Here is a 21,071-nt window from a genome sequence, read left to right as displayed (position 1 = left end):
GTTATGCCTTGGGCGGTTTCGGACGAATCACTTCGATCAGTTTTCGAATCACGTCATCGCGCTGCACCCCGGCCGCTTCCGCATGGAATGTGGTCACGATCCGATGTCGCAGCACAGGCAGGGCCACGGAGGCAACATCCCCCGTGGTCGCATGCAGCCGCCCGTGCAGAACAGCACGTGCCTTGGCGGCGATGATCAACGCAATTCCTGCGCGAGGACCGGCTCCCCAACCGATCATCTCTTTAATGAATCCAGGCGCGTCTCCTCCGTTAGGTCGAGTTGCCTGAACGAGATCCCGGGCGTATGCGATGACATGGTCGGCCGCTGGAATGTTCCTCACGGCCTCCTGGAGCTTTTGAATTTGCTCGGCGTCGAGGAGCTTGTCCAAGGTCGGCTGATGACCGGATGTCGCTTGTTTGATGATTCGAAATTCGTCCGCAGACTCGGGGTAATCGACGACACAATTGAAGAGGAAACGGTCAAGCTGGGCTTCAGGCAGCGGATACGTCCCTTCCTGCTCGATCGGATTTTGCGTGGCCATTACAAAGAACGGGGACGGCAACTTCATCGTCTGCCCAGCGATCGTGACATGCCGCTCCTGCATCGCCTCCAGTAGTGCGGCTTGCGTCTTCGGCGGTGCCCGGTTGATTTCGTCGGCCAGAACCATGTTGCTGAAGACGGGACCTTCCACGAACTGAAAGTTCCTCGTTCCCGTCGTTCGATCCTCCTGCAGCACCTCCGTTCCCGTGATGTCAGCGGGCATGAGGTCAGGGGTAAATTGAATTCGTCGAAAATCAAGATCCAGGACTTTCGAGATACTGTCAATCAACAGTGTCTTTGCTAGGCCGGGAACTCCTGTGAGCAACACGTGACCTCGACAAAAGATCGAAATCAGCACCTCTTCAATGACGGCTTGCTGACCCACGATGACCGTCGACAATTGCGTCGTGATGTTGCGAAAGGAATCGCGAAGCGATTCGATGACGGCCAGTTGATCATCCGGAAGCGGAGCGTGTTCACCCCCAACTCGAGGCGGTGGCGGCGTCGCGACTGACGGTCGAGATGTCTTGGGCGGCAGAGAAATCAACGCCTGCTGCTCAATAACAGCGATATTGCCGCAGTTGCATTTCAGGCGGCGACCGAGGTGCTCTTGGCTAACCCGTTTGACACGCCCACAGGCGATGCACTGCACTCCAGTATCAAGAGACATCACAGAACTATTCACGGGAAATCACTCGTAATGGGTTGGATCTTTCGAATGCGTCTGTTGCTTCCGTGGTGTGTTGTTTCCTCCCGACGCGAAACGTCACGCACATTTCGCAAAAAGAAAAAGATTTACAAATCTCCGAGAAAGTGAGTGACACGCTCTGTCGCGGAGTAACGGATACACTGTCACGTCCACCCCGTCAAAAGCAGGAATGGGAATGCCAGGGAATTGACAGCGGACAGCAATGCGATTGAAACAGAACTCATAGAAAAGGCACGTGAAAACCCACGCGAGGCCTTCGAGGCAGTACTGCGCCTTTACCAATCCGATGTTCGTGTCTTGATGCGAAGGTATTTCGGCAATTCCGCCGAGGCAGATGAAGTGGCCCAGGAGGTCTTTGTGCAGGTCTATCAGAGCATGGCGAAGTTTCGACAGGAGGGCAGCCTTCGTGCCTGGGTGATGTCGATTGCCCGAAATCAAATCCTGCTGTACTTCCGAAATGAGACGCGACGCCGACGCCTGACGGGCGTGATCATTCCACCCGAAATACTTGAAATCGACGCCACAACGACCGATGCCGATCCGTTTGAGCACGAAACAGCGGACTCTGAACTCAATGCACTTCAGGACTGTTTGCACCGCCTGGGCGACAAGCCGCGTGCCTTGGTTGAAGCATTCTATTTTCAGGGAACGTCTGCTGAGTCCCTTGCTGCAGAGAATGGAAAGAACGCGGGGGGCATCCGGATGATGTTGATGCGGATCAGAAAACAATTGGGCAAGTGCATTCGCGCGAAGCTCAACCTTGAAAACGGGGGAAGCCATGAATGAGCCTCGCACTGCCGCGTTCACTCTTTGGAATCGCCTGATCTCAGGTGAATCTCTCGACGTGGTTGAGCAGCAACGACTGGCCGATCTGTTGCAACAAGAGCCCTCGTTGCACGATGAGATTAATGCAGACGCGACCATGAATGCCCTGCTACGGTTCACGACCGACATGCAGCAGACTGAAGATCAATTCGTCCAGCAGGCACTCGATCGGTGCAGTACGATGCCGCCCCACGCATTGCCTAACGCCGATGTCAGCCCCATCGGGGGTCAACCCGGTGTCCTTTCGGACAAGTCCGATCCTCTCAATGGCGTTCTCGAACCGGCACCTTTTATGGGCGCGCAGATCACCGTCGCATCCAACCGCCATAGAAAACACGAGAAGGCTTATTCGAGACGACGCCGACGATCCACATGGACCGCTTTCACGTTAGCCGCCGCCATCTTGGCTTGCGTCAGTCTGGTCGCTTGGCACCAACTGAATACGCCGATACCGACCGCGCAGACCGATCCGAAAGATCAAGTCGTCCAGGGGGCAGACATCGCAGCGGCGAGCGTCCCAGAAAACAAACCAACGGACACTTCGCATTCTATCGCATCAGGCGACAATCCCCCCGACCCACAAAACAAGGCGATCGATCAATCGAATGAACCACCGCATGGAGAAATCCCGCGGTTGAACCGACCGAAACAGGACGAGATGATTGCGCAAAGTCCCAATGCGATATCCCCGGTGCGATTCGTGACACTGACCAAGGTTGACGATCCTGTCTGGGAACGCAAAAGCATGGTCGGCGATCGACTTGGAGATGAGATTGTTCGATTGTTCGCAGGCTCGGTTGAGCTGACTTTTGACGAAGGTGCGGTTGTCGTTGTCGACGGCCCTATTGAATTCCGTCCCTTGTCAACAGGCCAACTCGAACTCAGACGAGGTCGACTGCTCGCCAGTGTCCCGCAAAAGGCGATCGGCTTTACGGTCTCGACACCCACGTCAAAAATCGTTGACCTGGGGACAGAATTCGAAGTCGCCGTCAATGATGCTGGCGAGTCGAACGTCCAGGTGCTCAAAGGAGAAGTTGAAGTTGCACCGATCGCCACGAACGGAAACAACGGTCAAAAATGGCGACTATTGCCCGACAACTTCAATCGCGCATCCTTTTTTGCGCTTCCGCAAATACAGGGACCAGTCCCCGTCTCGGCGTCGCTCCACGGACCGGGTGGTCAGTTTCAGGGGTTCGTTAGCCTCAACGGAAAGACAGCCGAATTCACTTCCCCGGAAGCTTTCGACAATGTTCGACGCCGCGCCGTCGTGGAACTGGTCCGGTCTCACGAGAACGCATTGGTGCAATGGAAAGACTTCGTCGATTCCATGCAGCACAACATGCAGGGGACCATGAAGCTGAATGGACAGGAGATGCAGTTCGGCAGCTTGCAGGATGTGATGCAAATGCAAAACAGGATGTTTGAGGACCTGCGGAAGGCCGGCAACAACGCGGGCGAGTCAAGTTTCAGCGGTTCGATCAACATCAACGGCAAAGTAATGACCTTCAAGACCCGCGAAGAATACGAAGCAGCCCGCCAATCCGCGTTCGGCCCCGCCGCCACATTCGGAATCGGAGACGTTCTTGGAGCAGACCCGGCAATTCGTTGACCTTGCAATGACGTTGAATTCAAGCCTCAGTGACACTGCGTCCTTGGCGGAAACAATGAAATGCCATTTGCTCCCCATTTCTCCAGAGGTCGTGCAGTTTTTCAAGTTGTTGAAAAATGACACCTTTACGGAGACTTCACCCTCTCCAAAGAAACTTTGGGAAGGGTCGAACAAGCAAAGCAATGTGAGGGAAGGGGCGAGTACGACTGGATACGCGCAGACAGCCCTCCCCGGAAATCTCGCTAAAACTCGATTTCCAACCCTCCCAACTGCGTCGGGACGGTGACGTTTGTGGCTGTCAAGCAACAAACTGAAAACTGCACGACCTCTCCATTGGTGGTGGGACTCTTGGACAGGTGGAGACACAGCACTCTACCGAGAGCGTTGACGGTGCCACCTCAAGTGACAAAAAAAGTCTCACCTGGGGCTCATCGCTTTGGGGGCACACTCCATGATACGGCTCGCTCGCACGGAGGTCTTCGATCCAACGAAGCTGCCTTCGCACACGTGATCGCTCGCGCCGTCAGAAAGTGCTTTTTGTTCGGAGACGGTCACATGTGGAAAACGACGAAGCGGACGGCGAGACCGGTCCCGCACCAAGTCGATCCGGCAAACGCTGCAGCGACAAGGGATTCCTGTGGTCCTCACTTGATCGATACTTTGAACTGCTGGACTGAACGGCCCTGCTCTGCCGAGAGGTGTGTCTCAATGCGGGCGGATTTGGTTTCCATCGCCAGCTTCAGAATTCGGATTGTCTTACAGATCTGATGTACGGACAAATGCCGTACAGAGCAAGCTGACTTCACAAGAAGTAAATAGGCGATCTACGCCACCTCCCCGTACAAAACGGATTCGGAGAGAGTCCCGGGATTTCACAGCCGTTTTACGATCTGAAATCATGATCTGATGCGATTTTCGTCTCGTTCAAAGCGGACTGATACGAACCAGAAACGAAAGCGATTGATCGATTCGCTGTTAACCGAAGCTAGTTTTTTTCAAATTTCTAAAGAGCATTAACAGGGAGAGAGAGAATGTCACTGCGGGACAATTTCGCTCTCTGACAGGCATGACGAGCGCAACGTTTTGCTGGTTCGACTGCGTTTGAATTCGGCACGACGCTATCTTTCACCGATTTTCTCAGAATCGATTGTTCCGATATACAGCGTCCCGTCGGTGTGCCAAGGATCACCGCCTCCGTTTTTTCCAGATCGTTGCGTATGAAAATTGGGGATCTCAATTCGCTCGTTGAGCAATTCAGTTTTTGCAAGGCAGTCGAAGAGGTAATCACGTTCATCGTCAATCGCTGGCGCAGTCACGTGAGTTATTTCTCCCGTCGTGTGACTGAAGCCGACTCGTTCGTCATAGGCTGCTGACCCGATCCAAATGTCGCGATTCGTGTCGCTTGTTTGAGGCATCTTCCAAAACCGAACATGATGTCGGTGTCGCGGACTGTTTGCGACAGTTTGCTCGAACGCAATGTCTTCTTGCCGTTCAAATAAAAACAATCGACTCACCGGCGCGTCGGCGTCAGGACGATCTAGAACGCTGTCGACGACAATCTCGACATCACTTTTCAAACCCAAGGGAACCGCTACATTCCAGCCGGCAGCCGTCATGATTCCCTTCAGCTGGTCCATGGAACCTTCAATGGCGACGTTCAGGGGATCACCAGGATGATGGTCCTCCGTCTGAGTGACTCGAGGGCTTTCTTGTAGGACGTCGAAATCACGTTCTGCCACATCCCAAACCAAGGGCAGGATCAGATAGGCAATCACCACCCAAAAGAGGAGCGTCACTGCAAAAAGACGCAGCAGAAAACGTTGCTTAGCATGACTCATACAAACATAAAGCCATTCAATCGGGGGATCTTAGACAAATGGGTTCGGAGACGGCGAAGCCAAGAAAGCTACGCGTGACTGGCGAATCTATCAAGCGGGATCGATTCATTTTCGGCAGCAGCCGCATTGTGGCGACCTCAATTCAAGGACCTCCGCGAACGTGACGCCGATCGTGATGTGTGAAAGAGACCTCTCTTTCCCAACCCCTGACCCCAAAACGGCTTACAGAATCAGAGGCCGTTCCGACTAAAAACGGCACAAACGTGACGCCCCTCAATTTCATACTGGCTCCCCTCGCCCCTGAGGCACGAAGGGATCGAGTTTCGGTCGTTTGCGAGCCGCATCTCGGGAGTAGCCTTCCGGGGCGGCGGACTGAAGTGCCTTGGCGACTGAGTTTCGCGAGTGGCCCAGTCGGCGGGCGACGTCCCGCTGCGAGAGGCCATCGACCAAGACCATTCGTCGAATGAGTTCATGCTGTTCCATGCTGAGCACCCTTGGATCCTCCGGTGCGAGTTGAGCTGTTTTCCCCGGCGGAATAGCTCACCGCACCGGCACCCCCAAGTCACTCCCCCCATCAAACCACCTGGCTCCGTTTTCGGCTGCCACGGTGGCTCCATTTTAGACTGCCATCTCCAGGCCCATCGTAAACGCGGTCGGCTTGCCCGTTTTCGATCTTTTGTCGTTCGGTATCGGATTATCCAAAACGAGAGTGTCGGGTGAGTCTGACGCTGAAAGTAGCAAGACCTTCAATCGTTCACCTTCAGGTCGGTATTCTTCATCAATCAACCGATTGACCAACTCACCCAACGGCGTTTGAGCAGAGCCTTTTGTCATGACCACGTCGTCGTAAGAAGCGATGACCTTCGGGACCAACGGATAGATGACACCTTTGGAATAAAAAACCATCCGACTCACCAGCTGAAATGAACGGTTGGGTTGGCAAACGTATGCGTGCAGTTTCTCGTACTCTGGCCACTTATTTCGGGCAGCAACGTAAGCGCACGTAGGTTTCATCTTGACTGCCGGTTTAGTTTGGCGGGTTTTGCCCCGCCTACACGGAGTCCACCATGACGCGAAAACCGGATCCTGCCCTGCGGCAGGCTTGGCGAGAATTGATCTCTCGCCAGTCACACTCGGGATTGAGCATTGCTCGGTTTTGTGACACACAGCAAATCTCGACCGCATCGTTTTACAAATGGCGGCGAGAACTCTCGCAAACGGCCGACCAACAGCGGCAGACTTTCCTGCCTGTTGAAGTTCTCCCCGGCGAATCAATCGACGACGACGTGCCCCTGCGAGTTCGATTGGCCGTCGGTGCCGTCATCGAAATCCCAGCACAGCGTATCGATGTCCTGCTGGCCGTTATCGAGAAAATTCAGATGAGCGGATCGCTCTCGCTTGCCCAGCAGGAGCACACGTCATGATCGCTTTGCCAACCAACACCGACATCTTCCTCTTCTCTCAGCCCACCGATATGCGAAAAAGCTTTTGCGGACTGGCCGGTATCGTTCGAGATTCGTTGCAACGGGAACCCAACGACGGCAGCCTCTTCCTGTTCATCAACCGAAGCAAAGACAAGCTCAAAGCACTCTACTGGGATCGCGACGGCTTGGCACTGTGGTACAAGCGACTGGAGTCAGGAACGTTTGAGCGGATCACTGACCAAGGCAAGTCGACCGTTCAGATCGACGCGGCGGAACTAGCCATGTTGCTCGGTGGAATCTCCATCGAGAACGCCAAGCGACGCAAGCGATTCAAGGCCGCGTAATTCGCACCGACGCGAAAGCCGACGTCATCACTCACAAGAGCAAGTTTTCAAACGGTCTGATTGGGGCCAAGAAAACTTGCTCTTTTTTTGTTGCTTTGGCCGGTTTGCTCTTGCGCTTTTGCGCCACATCGTTACCTTCGGTTGCATGAACCGAATCGAGCAACTTGAGCGACAAAACGCCATCCTTCGCGAGCAGAACGAGAAGTTCGCAAGTGACGCCAAGCTGTTACTTGAAGAAGTTGCCAAGCTGGGCGACGAGAAGCAAAAGCTGATCAAAAAGAACGAAGCGATCAGTGATGAACTTCGTAAATCTCGCGACCAGCTCGAAGCCCTGATCCGCCGTCTGTTTGGTCGCCAAAGCGAACGCTTCGACGATGTCGACCAGCTCAAGTTTGAGTTTGCCACACCCGAACAAGCTGCTGACGCGCGAGAAGGTATCGAGCAAGCATGCGATGAAAACAACAACACTGGCAAATCAAAACCCAAGCCACGCCGGCGGAAACGTAACGAGCGATTCCCCGAGAGCTTAGAGCGAAAGCAAGTCCTGATCGACTTGTCCGACGAAGAGAAGGAAGGCCTGACGCGAATCGGCGAAGACATCGTCGAGACGGCTCACTATCGTCGCCCAATCGTTTACATCTTGCAGAAGATCTATCCCAAGTACGTCCGCAGCGGTGAACCTGATGCAGGCGTGATGCAGATGCCACGTCCCGAATCGTTGATCGCTGGCGATCGCTACGACACCTCCTTCGCCGCAGAAATCATAGCCGCGAAGTTCAGTTATCACTTGCCGATTTATCGCCAAGAGGATCTGTTTGCTGGTTGCGGGATCACGATTTCTCGCAGTTCATTATTGAACATCCAAGAAGCAGCGGCGAAGTTGATTCGTCCGTTTGCTGCCTATCTGGCCGATTTGGTTCGCACCGATCATTGCATCGGCAGTGATGACACGGGCGTGTTGTTACTGCTTCCCAAAGACATCCCCAAGATTGACGAAGACGACCCCAAGAGCCGCAGGGCTGCGGAGGTGATTGCGAAAGCCAAAGAGGAGAACGCCAAGAGTGTTCGAGCCAAGATGTGGGCCTATCGCGGGGTGAGTGTTCCGATCAACGTGTTTGACTTCACGGTAAGTCGACATCGGGACGGGCCAGACGTGTTCTTGATTGATCGCGATTACGAAGGCACGTTACTTGGCGATTGCTACGGCGCGAACACTGGGATTCACATGCGTTCCAACGGCTTGGTTGTCCATGCCGCATGCGTTGCCCATGCGCGACGCAAGGCGGAGTATGCGTTAGGTAATCATCGTGAGCATGCGACCGCGTTGTTGAAGTGTTTCAATCGGCTTTACGATTTGGAAGATCAATGTCGCCACATGGACTGGGACGCGCGATTTGCGTTTCGCCAAGAGCACGCTGCGCCGGTGTGGGCGCTGCTTCGTAGCTACTTGGAAAACGAGATGTCGAAGGTGTCAACGAAAGAGAAGATCGGCGAAGCGAAGGGCTACTTGCTAAATCAATGGGATGGCTTAGTGAAGTACCTTGGGGATGGTCGGATCCCGATCGACAACAACGAGTGCGAACAGTTGATGAAACAGGTTGCGCTGGGTCGCAAGAACTGGCTGTTCATTGGCAGCGTAGCTGCTGGTTATCGCACGGCGGACTTAATGACGTTGTGCAGCAGCGCGATCCGCAATGACTTGGATGTCTATGCCTACATCAAAGACGTGCTCGATACGCTGTTATCCGGCAGCGCTGACTACGCGAGCTTGCGTCCAGATGCGTGGGCTAAGTCACACCCAGAATCGGTTCGTCACTACCGCGCCGAAGAGCGTCGGCAACGCAACGCCCGGCGTGACCGAGCCCGGCTCAATCGGCGCCTCAGCCAATCCGAGTCAGAATAAACCCTCCGCCCGCCCCGACAGCACATGGTGCCGTTGGGCGCTTACGCAGCAACGATGACTGTGTCATTCAAACTCGCGGTCAGCCCTTCGGCCTCAAGCATGGACTGCAGCTCACGCAAAAGAAACACTTCACGTTCCGAGACAACTTCCTTCGGGTCCTCGAGAAGCTCGTTGATTGCTTGATCCAGCATTGTGAATGAAGCCCAGGCGACCCGATCGTCCTCCACGGAGTCCAATGCCCGTGGGCGAACATCGTCAAGCGTTAGCACGAGAAGCAAAAGGTTGGATTCAGTAGATTGATCCAGCCTCTTTAGATGCCGGACAAGCTGGTCGCCGCGAACCGTGTTGCGCTGAGTCTTCGTTTCGATTAGCAATCTTAAACTGCTCTGAATGATCGCATCCGGAACTCCAGCCGCGCCTTTGGATGGCTGGTTTTCAAAGCGAATCAACTCTATCTCCGACTGTTCCCGCAACGCACCGAACAATCTCTCCATCCGACCAATCGAACGCGAATGAAGCACCGCGAGGCATGAAGCGGTGACGTTGTTTTCTCCAGTGGACTAAGTAGAAAAAATGCCGTGCTTTGACAGAGGCAAAGATTAAACGAATCCCGCGTTAAGAGTCGAATCGGAACTCACTACACCCCTGATCGTTCAAGGATTCGGTACACTTCGGTACCGACCACAACCAACCGTTCTCGGATTTCAGGCCAATCATCATGGTCTAGCTTTCCTTTTTCCAACACCGGGAACGCCATGCTGATCGACTTCGAGGATTCTTGGACCACAAAATTGATCGGAAACGATTCAAAAAGTGCTGCAACAGCTCTCTGCCGATCGGTGCGGTCAGGCCCCTTAATATAGAGAACGACAGTACAAGAACGATTGTTCAGTCGCAAATTCATGTCAATTCCACGAATGCTCTTGTTGATCCAGCCCTCATCGCGAATCGGCACAGGCTTTCCTGCAAACAAGCCAGCAGAACGAATGGGTTGCCAGAATTCACTGAACTCATTTCCCGCCCTTTCTGTCTGAATGTCAATTGCAGGAAACGCGACGTGGTGAAACGACAACTCTTGGTGGGTATTTGCCATTGCCTGGATCAGATACCAATCAATTTCACTGTCTTCGTTTCGCAAATCACACGTTACGATCATCAACTCTTCAAACGACTCTGCAACGAGTACGGCAATTCGTGCTTCACGCAGTCGGGCATACGCTTCAAGTCTCCCCCAATGGTCCCAATCTGCACGTCCGAATTGGTTTTCAACGACCAACGCACCGCTATCTCCGGTTGCCACAATATCAGCTCGACGCGTTCCAACACGAGCTTCCACCTCGGCATCCTCAAATGCCCCCACTTTCAAGGCAGAAAGATTACTCGCCAAGTCGGCACTGAACTCTTCTTCTCTCTTGTAGATATTTGCCAGCGGGATGTTCGATTGCAGCTTCATTCACTTGTCTCTCAAGCAGGCCAGTAAATTCTTTCTAGCGGGACCAGTGCCGTACCAGTCGGCCCCATCTTGTCGTAATGCTCAACCAGTAACTCACGCAACTGCGGAAGCGTAATGAGCGTGATTGGAATCGTCGACCGCTCAGCCTCGTACTTCGCGTCTTTGGTAAATCCGCCAGTGCTAACGTACAAACAGCGATCGCCTTGCTGACGTCCACCCAAGAATGAGCGGATGTCCTGGGAGCCCATCTGAGTTCCCCGTCGATGCTTGACCTCGACAAAAATCCTCGGCTCTTCCAAACCCAACCCGTCCGGCGACGCAAAGATATCAATTCCCCGATCGGCACCGCGTGGAGACGTACGCGTGCGGTAACCCATCGCACGCAAAATCTCAGCGACCAAATCCTGCAATTCTTCCCAGTTGAGAGCCGAAATGCGATCTTCAATGTACTCAGCGGATTTAGTCACCCCTTCTTCAAAGAGCTCCCTGGAGTTCCGTTCGGGTTTGAGAGCGTCCGCCGTTTTCTCGGTCACCTCCGTTGCGGCAGGATCGGATCCCAACGGAACCTTATTGGCGTCAAGATCTGATACCGCTTCATCGCGAATCGCAAACAGTGTCGAGATAGCGCCGAGCGAATTCCGAGTGGATGATTTCAATGCGTCGCGAGAAACTTGGTCCTTCCACTTGACATCACGTCTCCATTTCAGGTGATGTTCTTGGGCTGTTACTTCGGATAGGATCTCGCCGATGTAATACAAGCGGTTGTTGGGGTCGTAGGTCGCAACGCGATCACCCACTTGCAGCTCATTGAAATAGCGAACAATTTGAGATGCCCACATCGCCACCGTGCCATCAGACTCGCCGGCATAGATTTCCTTCAGCCGGCCTTCAATGTCCGCTTTATCGGGCGACTGCCCAAAGTCATCAGGAATGTCCCAGCCGATCGCAACGTAGTCGCCTTCCACGAAGTCGTCGATGTAGGCTGCTCCGCGTCCCGCACGCACCATCCAAATCAAGCTATTGTTCATCTCTTAATCTCTTCGTTCAGAGTTCTTCGTTCGACCAGCCCTCGGCCAATGCTTCGGCTTGCTTCATGACCAGTTCAATCGCCGCTGGCGCATCGTCGGGTGGGTACTTATATCGACGGAGCAATACTCGCACGAGGTTGCGAAGCCTGGCGCGGACGCTATCGCGTTCTCGCCAGTCAATCGTGGTGCTGGCTTTTAGTTTCTCGGTGATCTCCACAGCGATCTTCTTGAGAATCTCATCGCCAAGTTCACGAACCGCGCTCTCGTTGTTCGCCAACGCGTCATAGAAGGCGACCTCATCACCGCTGAGCCCCAGCTCCTCATCGCGTTTGAGTCTTGCCTGAAAGTCTTTCGCCATGGCGATCAACTCTTCGATCACCTGGGCAGTCTCGATACTACGGTTGTGATACTTGCGAAGTGTCGCGATCAGCCGATCCGTGTAAGCTTTCTCTTGAACGACATTGCGGGCGCTGCGACTGCGGATTTCGTCTCGCAACAGCTTCTCGAGCAGTTCGACGGCAAGGTTTTTCAGCGGCATGTTGCGGACATCTTCGAGAAACTCATCCGAGAGCAAGCCAATGTTGGGCTTGTCGAGGTTGGCTAGCGAAAAGACGTCGACGACACCCTCGGAAACAACGGCGTTGTCGAGGATCTGCTTCATCGCTGAGTTCTTCTGATCCTGAACCAGCTTTTGATCAACGGTCGTGTTCTTGACGATGGCCGCGCGAACTGCGGATAGGAATGCGATCTCAAGATGATATGGTTGGGCTTCGTCGAGCGTGCTGCACAGCGAGTAGGCTTTGCTGATCGACGCCATAATGTCAAGAAATCGTTGCATGCCGGTCTTATCGTTTTGTTTTTCGAGTCCAAGGATGTGATTGGCGGCAGGCGGCAACAGCGCTAGAGCGTTGTCGCGGTAACCCGAGTAATCGAAGTCATGAAACAATCCTCGAACAGCATCCATTTTCTCGTGGAGTACACGTAACGCTTCCTCGGCTTTAAGCGTTGGTTGCCCCTTGCCCTTGGCATCAGTGTAAGTTTTGAGTGCCGCTTTCAATTCAGAACCGATGCCGATATAATCGACGACCACACCACCCGGTTTGTCTTTGAAGACGCGATTCACTCGCGCGATCGCCTGCATCAGGTTGTGCCCCGACATCGGCTTGTCGACATACATCGTGTGGCAACAGGGCGCGTCGAAACCGGTCAGCCACATGTCGCGTACAATGACGATCTTCACCGGGTCGTACGGGTCTTTGAATCGCTTTTCGAGTCGTTTCTTGGCACGACCCGTGTAAACGTGTTGCTGGATGTCCCATTTGTCCGTTGCGGAACCGGTCATGATGATTCGAATGGCACCGTCTTCATGGTTGTATCCAACCTCTTTGCCTTCTTCATTCGTGATCTTCGTGCCTTCCCATTCGGGTCGCAACTTGATGATTTCGGCGAACAGGTCCACGCAGATCTGACGGCTCATTCCCACGAACATCGCCTTGCCTTCGACCGACGCGGTACGCTTTTCAAAATGAGCCACCACGTCTGCAGCCACTTCGGCCAATCTCGGTCCTGATCCAACCAATTTGGCCAACTCTGCCCAGCGGCCTTTCGTCTTTTCTCTGGCGGCGACGTCTTCTTCGTCTTCGATGACCTCTTCGACGTTCTTGTTCAGCTCGTCGATTGCCGCACGATTGATGTCGATCTTGACCAGTCGGCTTTCGTAGTAGATCGGAACCGTGGCTCCGTCATCGACGGCGTCCTGAATGTCGTAGATGCTGACGTAGTCGCCAAAGACTCCGCGAGTGTCCTTGTCTTCCTTGTCGATTGGCGTGCCGGTGAATCCGATGAATGATGCGTTCGGCAACGCGTCTCGCATGTGTTTGGCAAAACCGAACACGTACTTTGCGTCGACGACTACGCCGGTCTCTTTGTCCTTGATCTGCTTCAGTCGAGCCTTCAAGCCGTATTGGCTGCGGTGGGCTTCATCGGAGATCACCACGACATTTCTGCGATTGCAAAGCAGCGGGTGTTCGTCTTCGTTGTCCAGCAGCGAGAACTTTTGCACGGTCGTAAAAATGATGCCGCCTGATTCGCGTGAGGCCAGCATCTCGCGAAGTTCATCTCGACTATTGGCTTGCTCAGGCGTTTGCTTCAGCAAATCTTTGGCCATGCAAAACTGTTGATACAGTTGACCATCCAGCTCGTTGCGATCGGTCACCACCACCAGCGTCGGATTCTTCATTTCCGGCTGCTGCAGCAGTTTGCCGGCGTAACACGCCATAGAAATGCTCTTGCCGCTTCCCTGCGTATGCCAGAACACCCCCGCTTTCCGTGATCCCGGCTGAACTTCCGCTCCGTACGTGGCTCGGCGTTCCCGCACCACGCCATCGTCAGTATCCGCAGCCGCGATCGTGGTCACTCGAACAGCTTCACGAACACCATGGAACTGATGGTAACCAGCGATCTTTTTGATTAGCTGATCGCCATCGTCTTCAAACAGCACAAAGTACCGCATGTAATCCAGAAACAATTTCGGATCAAAGAACCCACGAACGATTTTCTCCAACTGGTATTCCAGCAACGGCCGATCGTCCTCGTTCTTAATCACGTTCCATGGCATGAACCGTTCCTGATTCGCCGTCAGCGAACCGACTCGCGCATTGAATCCATCGCTGATGACGAGCGCCACGTTGTAGGCCATCAGGTCCGAGATTTCGTCCTTGTACGTTTGCAGTTGCGAGTAAGCCTTCCAAACATCGGCCGATTGATCCGCCGGGTTCTTCAGTTCGATAACCGCCAGGGGCAAGCCATTGACAAAGATCACCAGGTCCGGCCGGCGAGCCTGCTTGGTACCCTTTACGCTGAATTGATTGACCACCAGCAAGTCATTGTTGTCGGGATGCTGAAAGTCGATGATTTGAGCGTAGATCGTTTCCTTGCCATCCTGTCCGTCTGCATCAGGGGTGCTGTATTCGACCTTAACCCCGTTCGTGTAGAGCCGATGAAGTTCTCGATTGCGTTGCCGCAGACTGGGATGATCCACGTGCGTAACGACATGCACCACTTCTTCGACGGCCGATGACGGCAACCCCGGATTCAGCCGAGCCACCGCCTCGGCCAAACGATCTTTCAAGACGACAACTCGATAGTCATCCCGCTCCGGATCGTCACTGTCGGGCGAGATGTTCAAGCCGTTGGCGTATTCCCAACCGGTCTGGCGGAGCCAGTCGAGGGACAGCTGTTCGAGTTGGTCTTCAGAGATCATTTATTCAAAGAGCCTTCCTTGCCTCGAATCGGCGGTTGTGTCCTTCACTCCCGACTGCTTGAACAGAAACTCGCCTTCTGGATCATGTTCGCGAAACCGCTCCAAAGCGAGTTTCTTGTTTCGCACCGCATAGCAATAAACGCACCCGTGTGGACACGTGTCATATTCGCCGATGTCACGAGATGCAAAACAGCCGCATTCCTTGCGGTTGCCTTTCTGTTTTGAACGGAAGTCTTCACCTGCGATTTCAATTAGCCGATCCGCGTCAACGCACTTTGCATCGTACGCGCCTTCAACAATCAGTTCTCGTTGAGCGCAAATCGAGAGCTTCATTCCGTTTTCGGTTGCGATGTCAACGAATTGAGAAAGCAACGTCCGCTTCTCCGTCAGTTCCGGTTCGTACCATTCAAAGCCGAACTCTTCAGCTGCGGCGTTCATGTTGCGCAGAGTCTTTTGGTAGAAGTGGACGAAGGAAATGACTACTTCGTCAGTGAACCCGCGCAGTTCGGACGCGATTCGTGCAAAAGAATCCAAATGCCATTCGCGCGGAGTCTCTGAGGACATCACAACCGTGTCGTAACGCCAAACGCAGGTGCGAGGTCCGTGTGTTTCCGAAACTCGCTTAAACGCATCGACCGACCGCGCTGAATCAACGACTGACTGTTCCAACGTTCGGGGGTAGGCGTTAATCGTGTGTTGAAGCACGAAAGGGAACTCACGTTCACGAACCTCGTTAAGATGTTTGACAAACGGTGCAACGTTCTTCGTCCAAAACACAATTCCATCTACGTCGTTTCGATTTAGCGAAACCCGTATCGCCTTTCGGTTGTACGGATTCACCATTTTGCAGAAGCCAGCGCGCAACCGATTCATGAACCATTCACCATAAAAGGTTGGGATGTCAGTTTTGTAGCTGGCTGAGATGATCATTGTTTTTGTGCAATCCTGTAGACAAGGTCGCTTGTGCGCTTCGGCCAATCAAACTTCTTGAAAAATTCTCCGAGGTCCGTTTTCTCCTCATCGTTTGAGAATGACATGTTTTCGTTTCTACCTACCAGTATTTCGAGGTTGTGCGCGGCGGCAAGTTCGTCAAACCATCCAACGAAACGTCCGGCTTGGTCTCTGTTATCAACAAAGAGGACTTTAGTGCCGGGGGTCAGACGGTCGAATGTCTCTGCAAAATACGGCTCCGCCGTATCTCGGAACTTGTAAACTTCGGACATGAAGTAGCTCAGAGTAAAAAGTCTCGAATTCAGGTAATCGTTGTAGGCCGACCACGTAGACCTGTCCGTTACATCAAGTTGTTGGAACACTGGATAAATTGGAAAGTCAGGCTTCAGCACCTTGGCGACACCACTCCACGAGTCACCCCAAGATCGCTCTCGATCAAACAAATAGCAGGTGAGCGCAAGTTTCTTGTCTCGTTTCAGCATGTATTTCAACACGCCGAGGAAGTCACTTCCCGGCCCGCCGCCGATGCATGCAACATCGAGTTCGTCCTCGTCGAACAAGGTCGTAAGCTCTTCATGGCGGCGGATGATTTGCATGATGTAGTCCGCGTGACCAATTGTGTATTTGTAAATGTACGCAAACCGGCTGACAGGATCGGAATAGTCGATTGCGATTCCATCCTCTTTTGTCAGTTGTCGGTATGCGTGAGAAAGCTCACCAAGCCGTGTTTTAATTGCTGCGTTTTTTGCGGTTTCATCGGGGAGGTCAATGTACGAATACGCTTTATCTAAAACAGCTTTTATCAATTGTGTGAGGTTCATTGTCTGTTCCTATGTGATACGGTAGGTCATGCGATAAGTTGTTCGGGCGTTCCTTTTGAATTCATGACCACAAGACGGCCACTTAGCAGTTCTGGCAGTAGCCGATCACGAATTGCACCGAGTCTCATTGACACACGATCGTTGCGTGTGATCGCCTCCACCAACGGCGAAACCCGTTCCTCAAAGAGTGCATGGACTTCGGGTGTGCCAACAGCTATCTCGTGGTCGCGTATTCGCGTTGGTGAGGAATGTTTGACCGTGCTTCCTGAGGCAGTCCCAAGAACATGGCTGCGGTAACGAGACGTGCGAAACGACTCATGAATAAACGCCGCACCAACGGGCGAATCATCGTTTATAAAAACACGACCTAGACGTTGGTTGTGAAGGTATCGGTATTTCAATGACTCTGGGACAAATGCCGGATAGCCGAGCGTATCGCCCGCCTTGCTCAGGTCAGTCATCGTCACGAGTAGATCACCGGGGAGAAGGATGTACTCTTCTTCCACTGGCCCTTCATAGTATTTCAATTTGTCACCTTTGAATCCGCCGCCAATAGCGAAGTTGCCCGGCGTCAGCAAAACGTCGCGTCTTGGCTCTTTGCTGAAAAATTCTCCTTTGAACGCATAACCATGTTTGATCACAACATGCTTGCCGACTGGTTCAACGTTCCACCCTTCCGGTATTGGTCCGAGTTCGGAGTCTTGGAAGGTGGAGGGAAAGAGGCTGAGAAGGGTTGGGTCGTAGGAATCGGCAGGCATCTGGCCGGCGTTGATCTTGACGGGGTCGAAATCGACGAACCAACTCTTGAAGATCGCCCGCGCAAGGGACTCCAGCGTCGCATTCATCCGACGGTTCAACTCAATCTTGTCGTCCAACGCTCCAAGGATCGACGCAATCGCTCGCTGTTCGGGGAGCGGGGGAAATGAGAGTGTGACTTTTCGTAATTCACTTTGCTTGATACCAAGTACCGTCGTTCCGCTGGCTCTTGCTTTAAGTTTGTCTTGAATAGGCTCGGAAATCAGCAGGTACTTCAGGAATGTGTTGTCCAGCAGGTGCTCTTTGCCACGCAAAGTGATGACACGTTGTGCGAGCGCTATTTTCCTTTCATCAAGCTGGGCGACCTCGCCAAGGGGCGCTTCAGTCGTTAACACAACGTCGCCTGGTTCCGGGATTCCTCGGCGCATCCAGTCGTCGTAGTCGGATGGCGCGATGAATTCTGCAGGTTCTTCGATTCGACCGCGCTTGATTATCTTTGCTGTGACAAGCGGAATACCTGCTGACGTTTTTTTCGGCGTTTTACCTCTGTAGTCAATGATTGCCTCCATACAATCTTCCAATGGCATTTGGGTCCATTCGTTTTGTGAGTCAACCATTGCTTTTGTGACTCCCTTTGGCCGTTGCCGAAAACGCCTCGCTATTGTTGCAGTTCATTCGCCCACCTCCGGCAAGGCAAAGCCAAGCTTTTGCATGTTGTCTCGGATCGCCGCTTGCAGTCTTTCGGACTCGTGAAATTGTGCAGCTAACTCGCGGGTCAAGCTCTCCATCTTTTCGGCTACGCATTGTCATCCTCCGAATCATCGGGAGGATTCAATTTGCCGACCTCGTCTACGAATTTGTCGAAATCACTCGTTGGCTCAGTCGCTTCAATGCGTCGTTGCGCCGACTGGAATTGTTCGTATTGTTCGATCGCCAACGCATCGGCTACGTTCTTCTCAACTTTTCCAGCGTTCCTCAACACGGCTCGATCGTTGAAGGTGAGAAAAGCATCAAGCTTGGATGCCCACTGTGCCATCGTCATTGGCTGCTGACGCTTTGCTTGATCCTCTGCGTAGTCCAGATACATTGTCACCATGCGATTCAAATCACTCAGTTCTTGCTGTGACAAATAGTTTTTGGCAACCGTGACATCGGTCTTGCGAATCTTCCCTGACGGCGAGTTCTTCCAAGTTTGCAATCCCATGTTCGGCTGGTTTGCATCGGCTCGATCTTTGATGATCTCCGCGGCAGTCATTCCGGTGATTGCCCATTCGAGTTTGTTTTGTACCGTCGCGAAGAACTCGCGAGAAACTTCAGCGTCACTGTTGTAGTCCGAAGCGGTCGCGTAGATGTCGGTGATCTTCTGATAGAACCGTCGCTCAGATGCTCGAATGTCGCGAATGCGTTCGAGCAATTCGTCGAAGTAGTCCTCGCCGAAAGTAGTCTCGGCGGCTTTGAGACGGTCGTCATTGAGCACAAAACCTTTGACGAGGTACTCGCGCAACGTCTGGGTCGCCCAGCGGCGAAACTGGGTTCCGCGAGCACTTCGAACTCGATAGCCGATCGCGAGGATCATGTCGAGGTTGTAGTGTTTTGTGCGGTAATTCTTGCCATCTGCGGCAGTTGTAAAGTAATTCTTTACAACTGAATCTTCGCTCAATTCGCTGTCTTCGAGAACGTTTTTGATGTGCTGGCCCACGTTCTGCTTCGATGTCTCAAAAAGCTCAGCGATGGCATTTTGTGGCATCCAGACCGTTTGCCCATCGACCAGAAGTTGTACGCGGGTCGTGCCGTCTTCGGTGTCGTAAAACAGAAAGTTTCGGTTAGATGGGCCCGGTAAATTGTCCGTCATTCTTTGCCCCCTGCTGGTAACTCGAACCCAAGTGTCTTCATGTTCTTGCGGATGGCTTTTTCGAGTTTGGCAGACTCGGCGAATTGATCCGCGAGTTCACGGGTGAGCGTGGCCATTTTCTCGGCGAAGGGGACGCCGTCGTGTACCACGTCTTCGGCTCCGACGTAGCGACCGGGCGTGAGGACGAAGCCGTGTTCGGCGATCTCGTCCAACGTGGCGCTCTTGCAGAAGCCGGGGACATCCTCGTACGCGTCTTTGTCTCGCTTCCACGCATGAAAAGTGTTGACGATCTTTGCCGTGTCTTCGTCAGTGAAGGCCCGGAGGACCCGGTCCACCATGTAGCCCAGCTTGCGGGCGTCGATGAAGAGCACTTCACCCGCTCGGTCGCGGAAGGCGGCGGCTCCTCGGCCTCGTTTCTCTTTCGTTTTGGTCAGGAACCATATGCAGGCCGGAATTTGCGTATTGGTAAAGAGCTGGCCAGGCAAGGCGACCATGCATTCGACAAGGTCCTTCTTGACGATCGTCTCGCGAATCTCACCTTCGCCTCCGGTATTACTGCTCATCGAACCATTGGCCAACAGCAGTGCCATCGAGCCTTTCGGGGAGAGGTGATACAGCATGTGCTGCAGCCAGCCAAAGTTGGCGTTGCCTTTGGGCGGATCGCCATGTTCCCAACGCGGATCGCCTTCCAGCTTGCCGTCCCACCATTCTTTCATGTTGAACGGCGGATTGGCCATCACATAGTCGGCTCGCAGATCCGGATGCAGGTCGTTGGTAAACGTGTTGGCGGGTTGGCCGCCAAAATTGAAGTCGATGCCGCGAATGGCCATGTTCATCGCCGCCAGTCGCCACGTGGTCGGATTCGACTCCTGGCCGTAAACCGACACGTCGCCGATCTTGCCGCCGTGCTGCTCGATGAATTTCTCGCTGGAGACAAAGAACCCGCCGCTGCCCATCGCCGGGTCATAGACTCTCCCTTTGAACGGCTCGAGCATTTCGACGATCAGATTAACGATCGATTTGGGCGTGTAGTACTGACCGCCCTTTTTGCCTTCGGCGAGTGCGAATTGACCCAGAAAATATTCGTAGACGTGGCCCAGGATGTCTTTGGCGTCGAGGTCTTCGTGCTGAAACGGGATCTCGGCGATCAGATTGATCAGGCCCGTGAGACTCTCGGCGGGCAACTGCAGTTGAGTGTAGTTCTTGTTCAGCACGCCTTTGAGTTTGGGGTTGTCCTGCTCAACGGCGGCCAGCGCGTCGTCGATCAGTTTGCCGATGGACGTGATCTTGTAGGTCGTCTTTTTGCCGTTGACGATTTCGATCTCCGTTCCGGCCGGAAGTGCGGCATTCTCCTGAATCGTCTTCCAGCGAGCGAGCGCCGGCACCCAGAAAACGTTCTCTTCCAGGTAGTAGTCGCGGACTTCCAGTTCCTGCCGGACCACTTCGTTGTACTCGTCGTCTGAGTATCCTTTCGAGTCCACGAAGTAGTCGTGATTCGGGTCACGCAACTGAACTTCCAATGCTCGCTGACGAAGCTCAAATGCGTCGGAGACGTATTTCAGGAAGATCAGGCCGAGAACAGCATGCTTGTAGACCGCTGCGTCCAAGTTGGCTCGCAATCGGTCCGCCGCTGTCCAAAGTTTCTTATCGAGATCCTTGAGGAACTTCTGGCTGTCCGCCTCTGACATAGCTCATACTTCGCGAGAAAGAAATCGCGAAAGAAGCGTTTCGTCATGCCCCTTTCGTACTGTTGCCT

18 protein-coding genes are annotated in these 21,071 nt (G+C 53.5%); 5 read left to right on the top strand and 13 right to left on the bottom strand.

Annotated features, from left to right (window positions below; translation table 11 throughout):
- Window position 1: 1 nt before the first annotated feature.
- Window positions 2-1,210 (bottom strand): AAA family ATPase, encoded by a 1,209-nt coding sequence (locus tag Pla52nx_RS13820; protein ID WP_146521099.1) that lies wholly within the window; start codon window positions 1,208-1,210, stop codon window positions 2-4.
- A 225-nt stretch (window positions 1,211-1,435) separates the two neighbouring features.
- On the opposite strand from Pla52nx_RS13820, the gene Pla52nx_RS13815 reads away from it, so the two are divergent.
- Window positions 1,436-2,035, top strand: coding sequence for an RNA polymerase sigma factor (locus Pla52nx_RS13815; RefSeq protein ID WP_197454734.1), 600 nt, complete (start codon window positions 1,436-1,438; stop codon window positions 2,033-2,035).
- Window positions 2,028-3,683, top strand: a complete 1,656-nt coding sequence (locus Pla52nx_RS13810) for a FecR family protein (protein ID WP_146521101.1) — start codon at window positions 2,028-2,030, stop codon at window positions 3,681-3,683. The genes Pla52nx_RS13815 and Pla52nx_RS13810 overlap by 8 nt, the downstream gene beginning before the upstream one ends.
- Window positions 3,684-4,801: 1,118 nt before the next feature.
- Here the strand turns inward: Pla52nx_RS13810 and Pla52nx_RS13805 are convergent.
- The 3 genes from Pla52nx_RS13805 to Pla52nx_RS13795 form a co-directional block, all read right to left on the bottom strand.
- Entirely contained in the window at window positions 4,802-5,521 is a 720-nt protein-coding gene (locus Pla52nx_RS13805) for an LssY C-terminal domain-containing protein (protein WP_146521102.1), read from the bottom strand.
- A gap of 279 nt (window positions 5,522-5,800) precedes the next feature.
- Window positions 5,801-6,004: a hypothetical protein gene (locus tag Pla52nx_RS13800; protein WP_146521103.1), complete on the bottom strand. Its 204-nt coding sequence runs from the start codon at window positions 6,002-6,004 to the stop codon at window positions 5,801-5,803.
- A gap of 135 nt (window positions 6,005-6,139) precedes the next feature.
- The gene (locus tag Pla52nx_RS13795) at window positions 6,140-6,427 is read right to left on the bottom strand and encodes a hypothetical protein (protein ID WP_231742103.1); all 288 of its coding nucleotides are present in this window, start codon (window positions 6,425-6,427) and stop codon (window positions 6,140-6,142) included.
- Window positions 6,428-6,588: 161 nt separating this feature from the next.
- Here Pla52nx_RS13795 and tnpA point away from each other — a divergent pair, with 161 nt between their 5' ends.
- The 3 genes from tnpA to Pla52nx_RS13780 all read left to right on the top strand — a co-directional run bounded on the left by tnpA (window position 6,589) and on the right by Pla52nx_RS13780 (window position 9,192).
- Complete coding sequence (gene tnpA, locus Pla52nx_RS13790; protein WP_146521104.1) at window positions 6,589-6,945, top strand: IS66 family insertion sequence element accessory protein TnpA; 357 nt, start codon at window positions 6,589-6,591, stop codon at window positions 6,943-6,945.
- Window positions 6,942-7,289, top strand: a complete 348-nt coding sequence (gene tnpB / locus Pla52nx_RS13785) for an IS66 family insertion sequence element accessory protein TnpB (protein WP_146521105.1) — start codon at window positions 6,942-6,944, stop codon at window positions 7,287-7,289. The genes tnpA and tnpB overlap by 4 nt, the downstream gene beginning before the upstream one ends.
- 145 nt (window positions 7,290-7,434) lie before the next feature.
- Window positions 7,435-9,192, top strand: coding sequence for an IS66 family transposase (locus tag Pla52nx_RS13780; protein ID WP_342190401.1), 1,758 nt, complete (start codon window positions 7,435-7,437; stop codon window positions 9,190-9,192).
- A 41-nt stretch (window positions 9,193-9,233) separates the two neighbouring features.
- Here the strand turns inward: Pla52nx_RS13780 and Pla52nx_RS13775 are convergent, their stop codons facing one another.
- From Pla52nx_RS13775 to Pla52nx_RS13735, 9 genes are all read right to left on the bottom strand, one after another.
- On the bottom strand, window positions 9,234-9,686 hold the full coding sequence (locus tag Pla52nx_RS13775; RefSeq protein WP_197454735.1) for a hypothetical protein: 453 nt from the start codon (window positions 9,684-9,686) through the stop codon (window positions 9,234-9,236).
- Between the two features lie 143 nt (window positions 9,687-9,829).
- The gene (locus Pla52nx_RS13770; protein ID WP_146521107.1) at window positions 9,830-10,645 is read right to left on the bottom strand and encodes a hypothetical protein; all 816 of its coding nucleotides are present in this window, start codon (window positions 10,643-10,645) and stop codon (window positions 9,830-9,832) included.
- Window positions 10,646-10,656: 11 nt separating this feature from the next.
- A complete protein-coding gene (locus tag Pla52nx_RS13765; RefSeq protein ID WP_146521108.1) occupies window positions 10,657-11,673 on the bottom strand; it encodes a restriction endonuclease in 1,017 nt (338 codons plus the stop codon).
- Between the two features lie 16 nt (window positions 11,674-11,689).
- Entirely contained in the window at window positions 11,690-14,935 is a 3,246-nt protein-coding gene (locus Pla52nx_RS13760; RefSeq protein ID WP_146521109.1) for a type I restriction endonuclease subunit R, read from the bottom strand.
- Complete coding sequence (locus Pla52nx_RS13755) at window positions 14,936-15,865, bottom strand: DUF1848 domain-containing protein (protein ID WP_146521110.1); 930 nt, start codon at window positions 15,863-15,865, stop codon at window positions 14,936-14,938.
- Window positions 15,862-16,707, bottom strand: a complete 846-nt coding sequence (locus tag Pla52nx_RS13750; RefSeq protein WP_146521111.1) for a hypothetical protein — start codon at window positions 16,705-16,707, stop codon at window positions 15,862-15,864. The genes Pla52nx_RS13755 and Pla52nx_RS13750 overlap by 4 nt, the downstream gene beginning before the upstream one ends.
- Before the next feature lie 26 nt (window positions 16,708-16,733).
- Window positions 16,734-18,080, bottom strand: coding sequence for a restriction endonuclease subunit S (locus Pla52nx_RS13745; RefSeq protein ID WP_146521112.1), 1,347 nt, complete (start codon window positions 18,078-18,080; stop codon window positions 16,734-16,736).
- 179 nt (window positions 18,081-18,259) lie between these two features.
- Complete coding sequence (locus tag Pla52nx_RS13740) at window positions 18,260-19,315, bottom strand: virulence RhuM family protein (RefSeq protein WP_146521113.1); 1,056 nt, start codon at window positions 19,313-19,315, stop codon at window positions 18,260-18,262.
- Entirely contained in the window at window positions 19,312-21,003 is a 1,692-nt protein-coding gene (locus tag Pla52nx_RS13735) for a type I restriction-modification system subunit M (RefSeq protein WP_146521114.1), read from the bottom strand. The genes Pla52nx_RS13740 and Pla52nx_RS13735 overlap by 4 nt, the downstream gene beginning before the upstream one ends.
- Between the last annotated feature and the right edge of the window lie 68 nt (window positions 21,004-21,071).

Origin of the sequence: Stieleria varia (assembly GCF_038443385.1) — a bacterium.
Taxonomy (GTDB): domain Bacteria; phylum Planctomycetota; class Planctomycetia; order Pirellulales; family Pirellulaceae; genus Stieleria; species Stieleria varia.
Note: the sequence above shows the minus strand (reverse complement) of the source record. Positions and strands in the feature narration are given on the sequence as shown.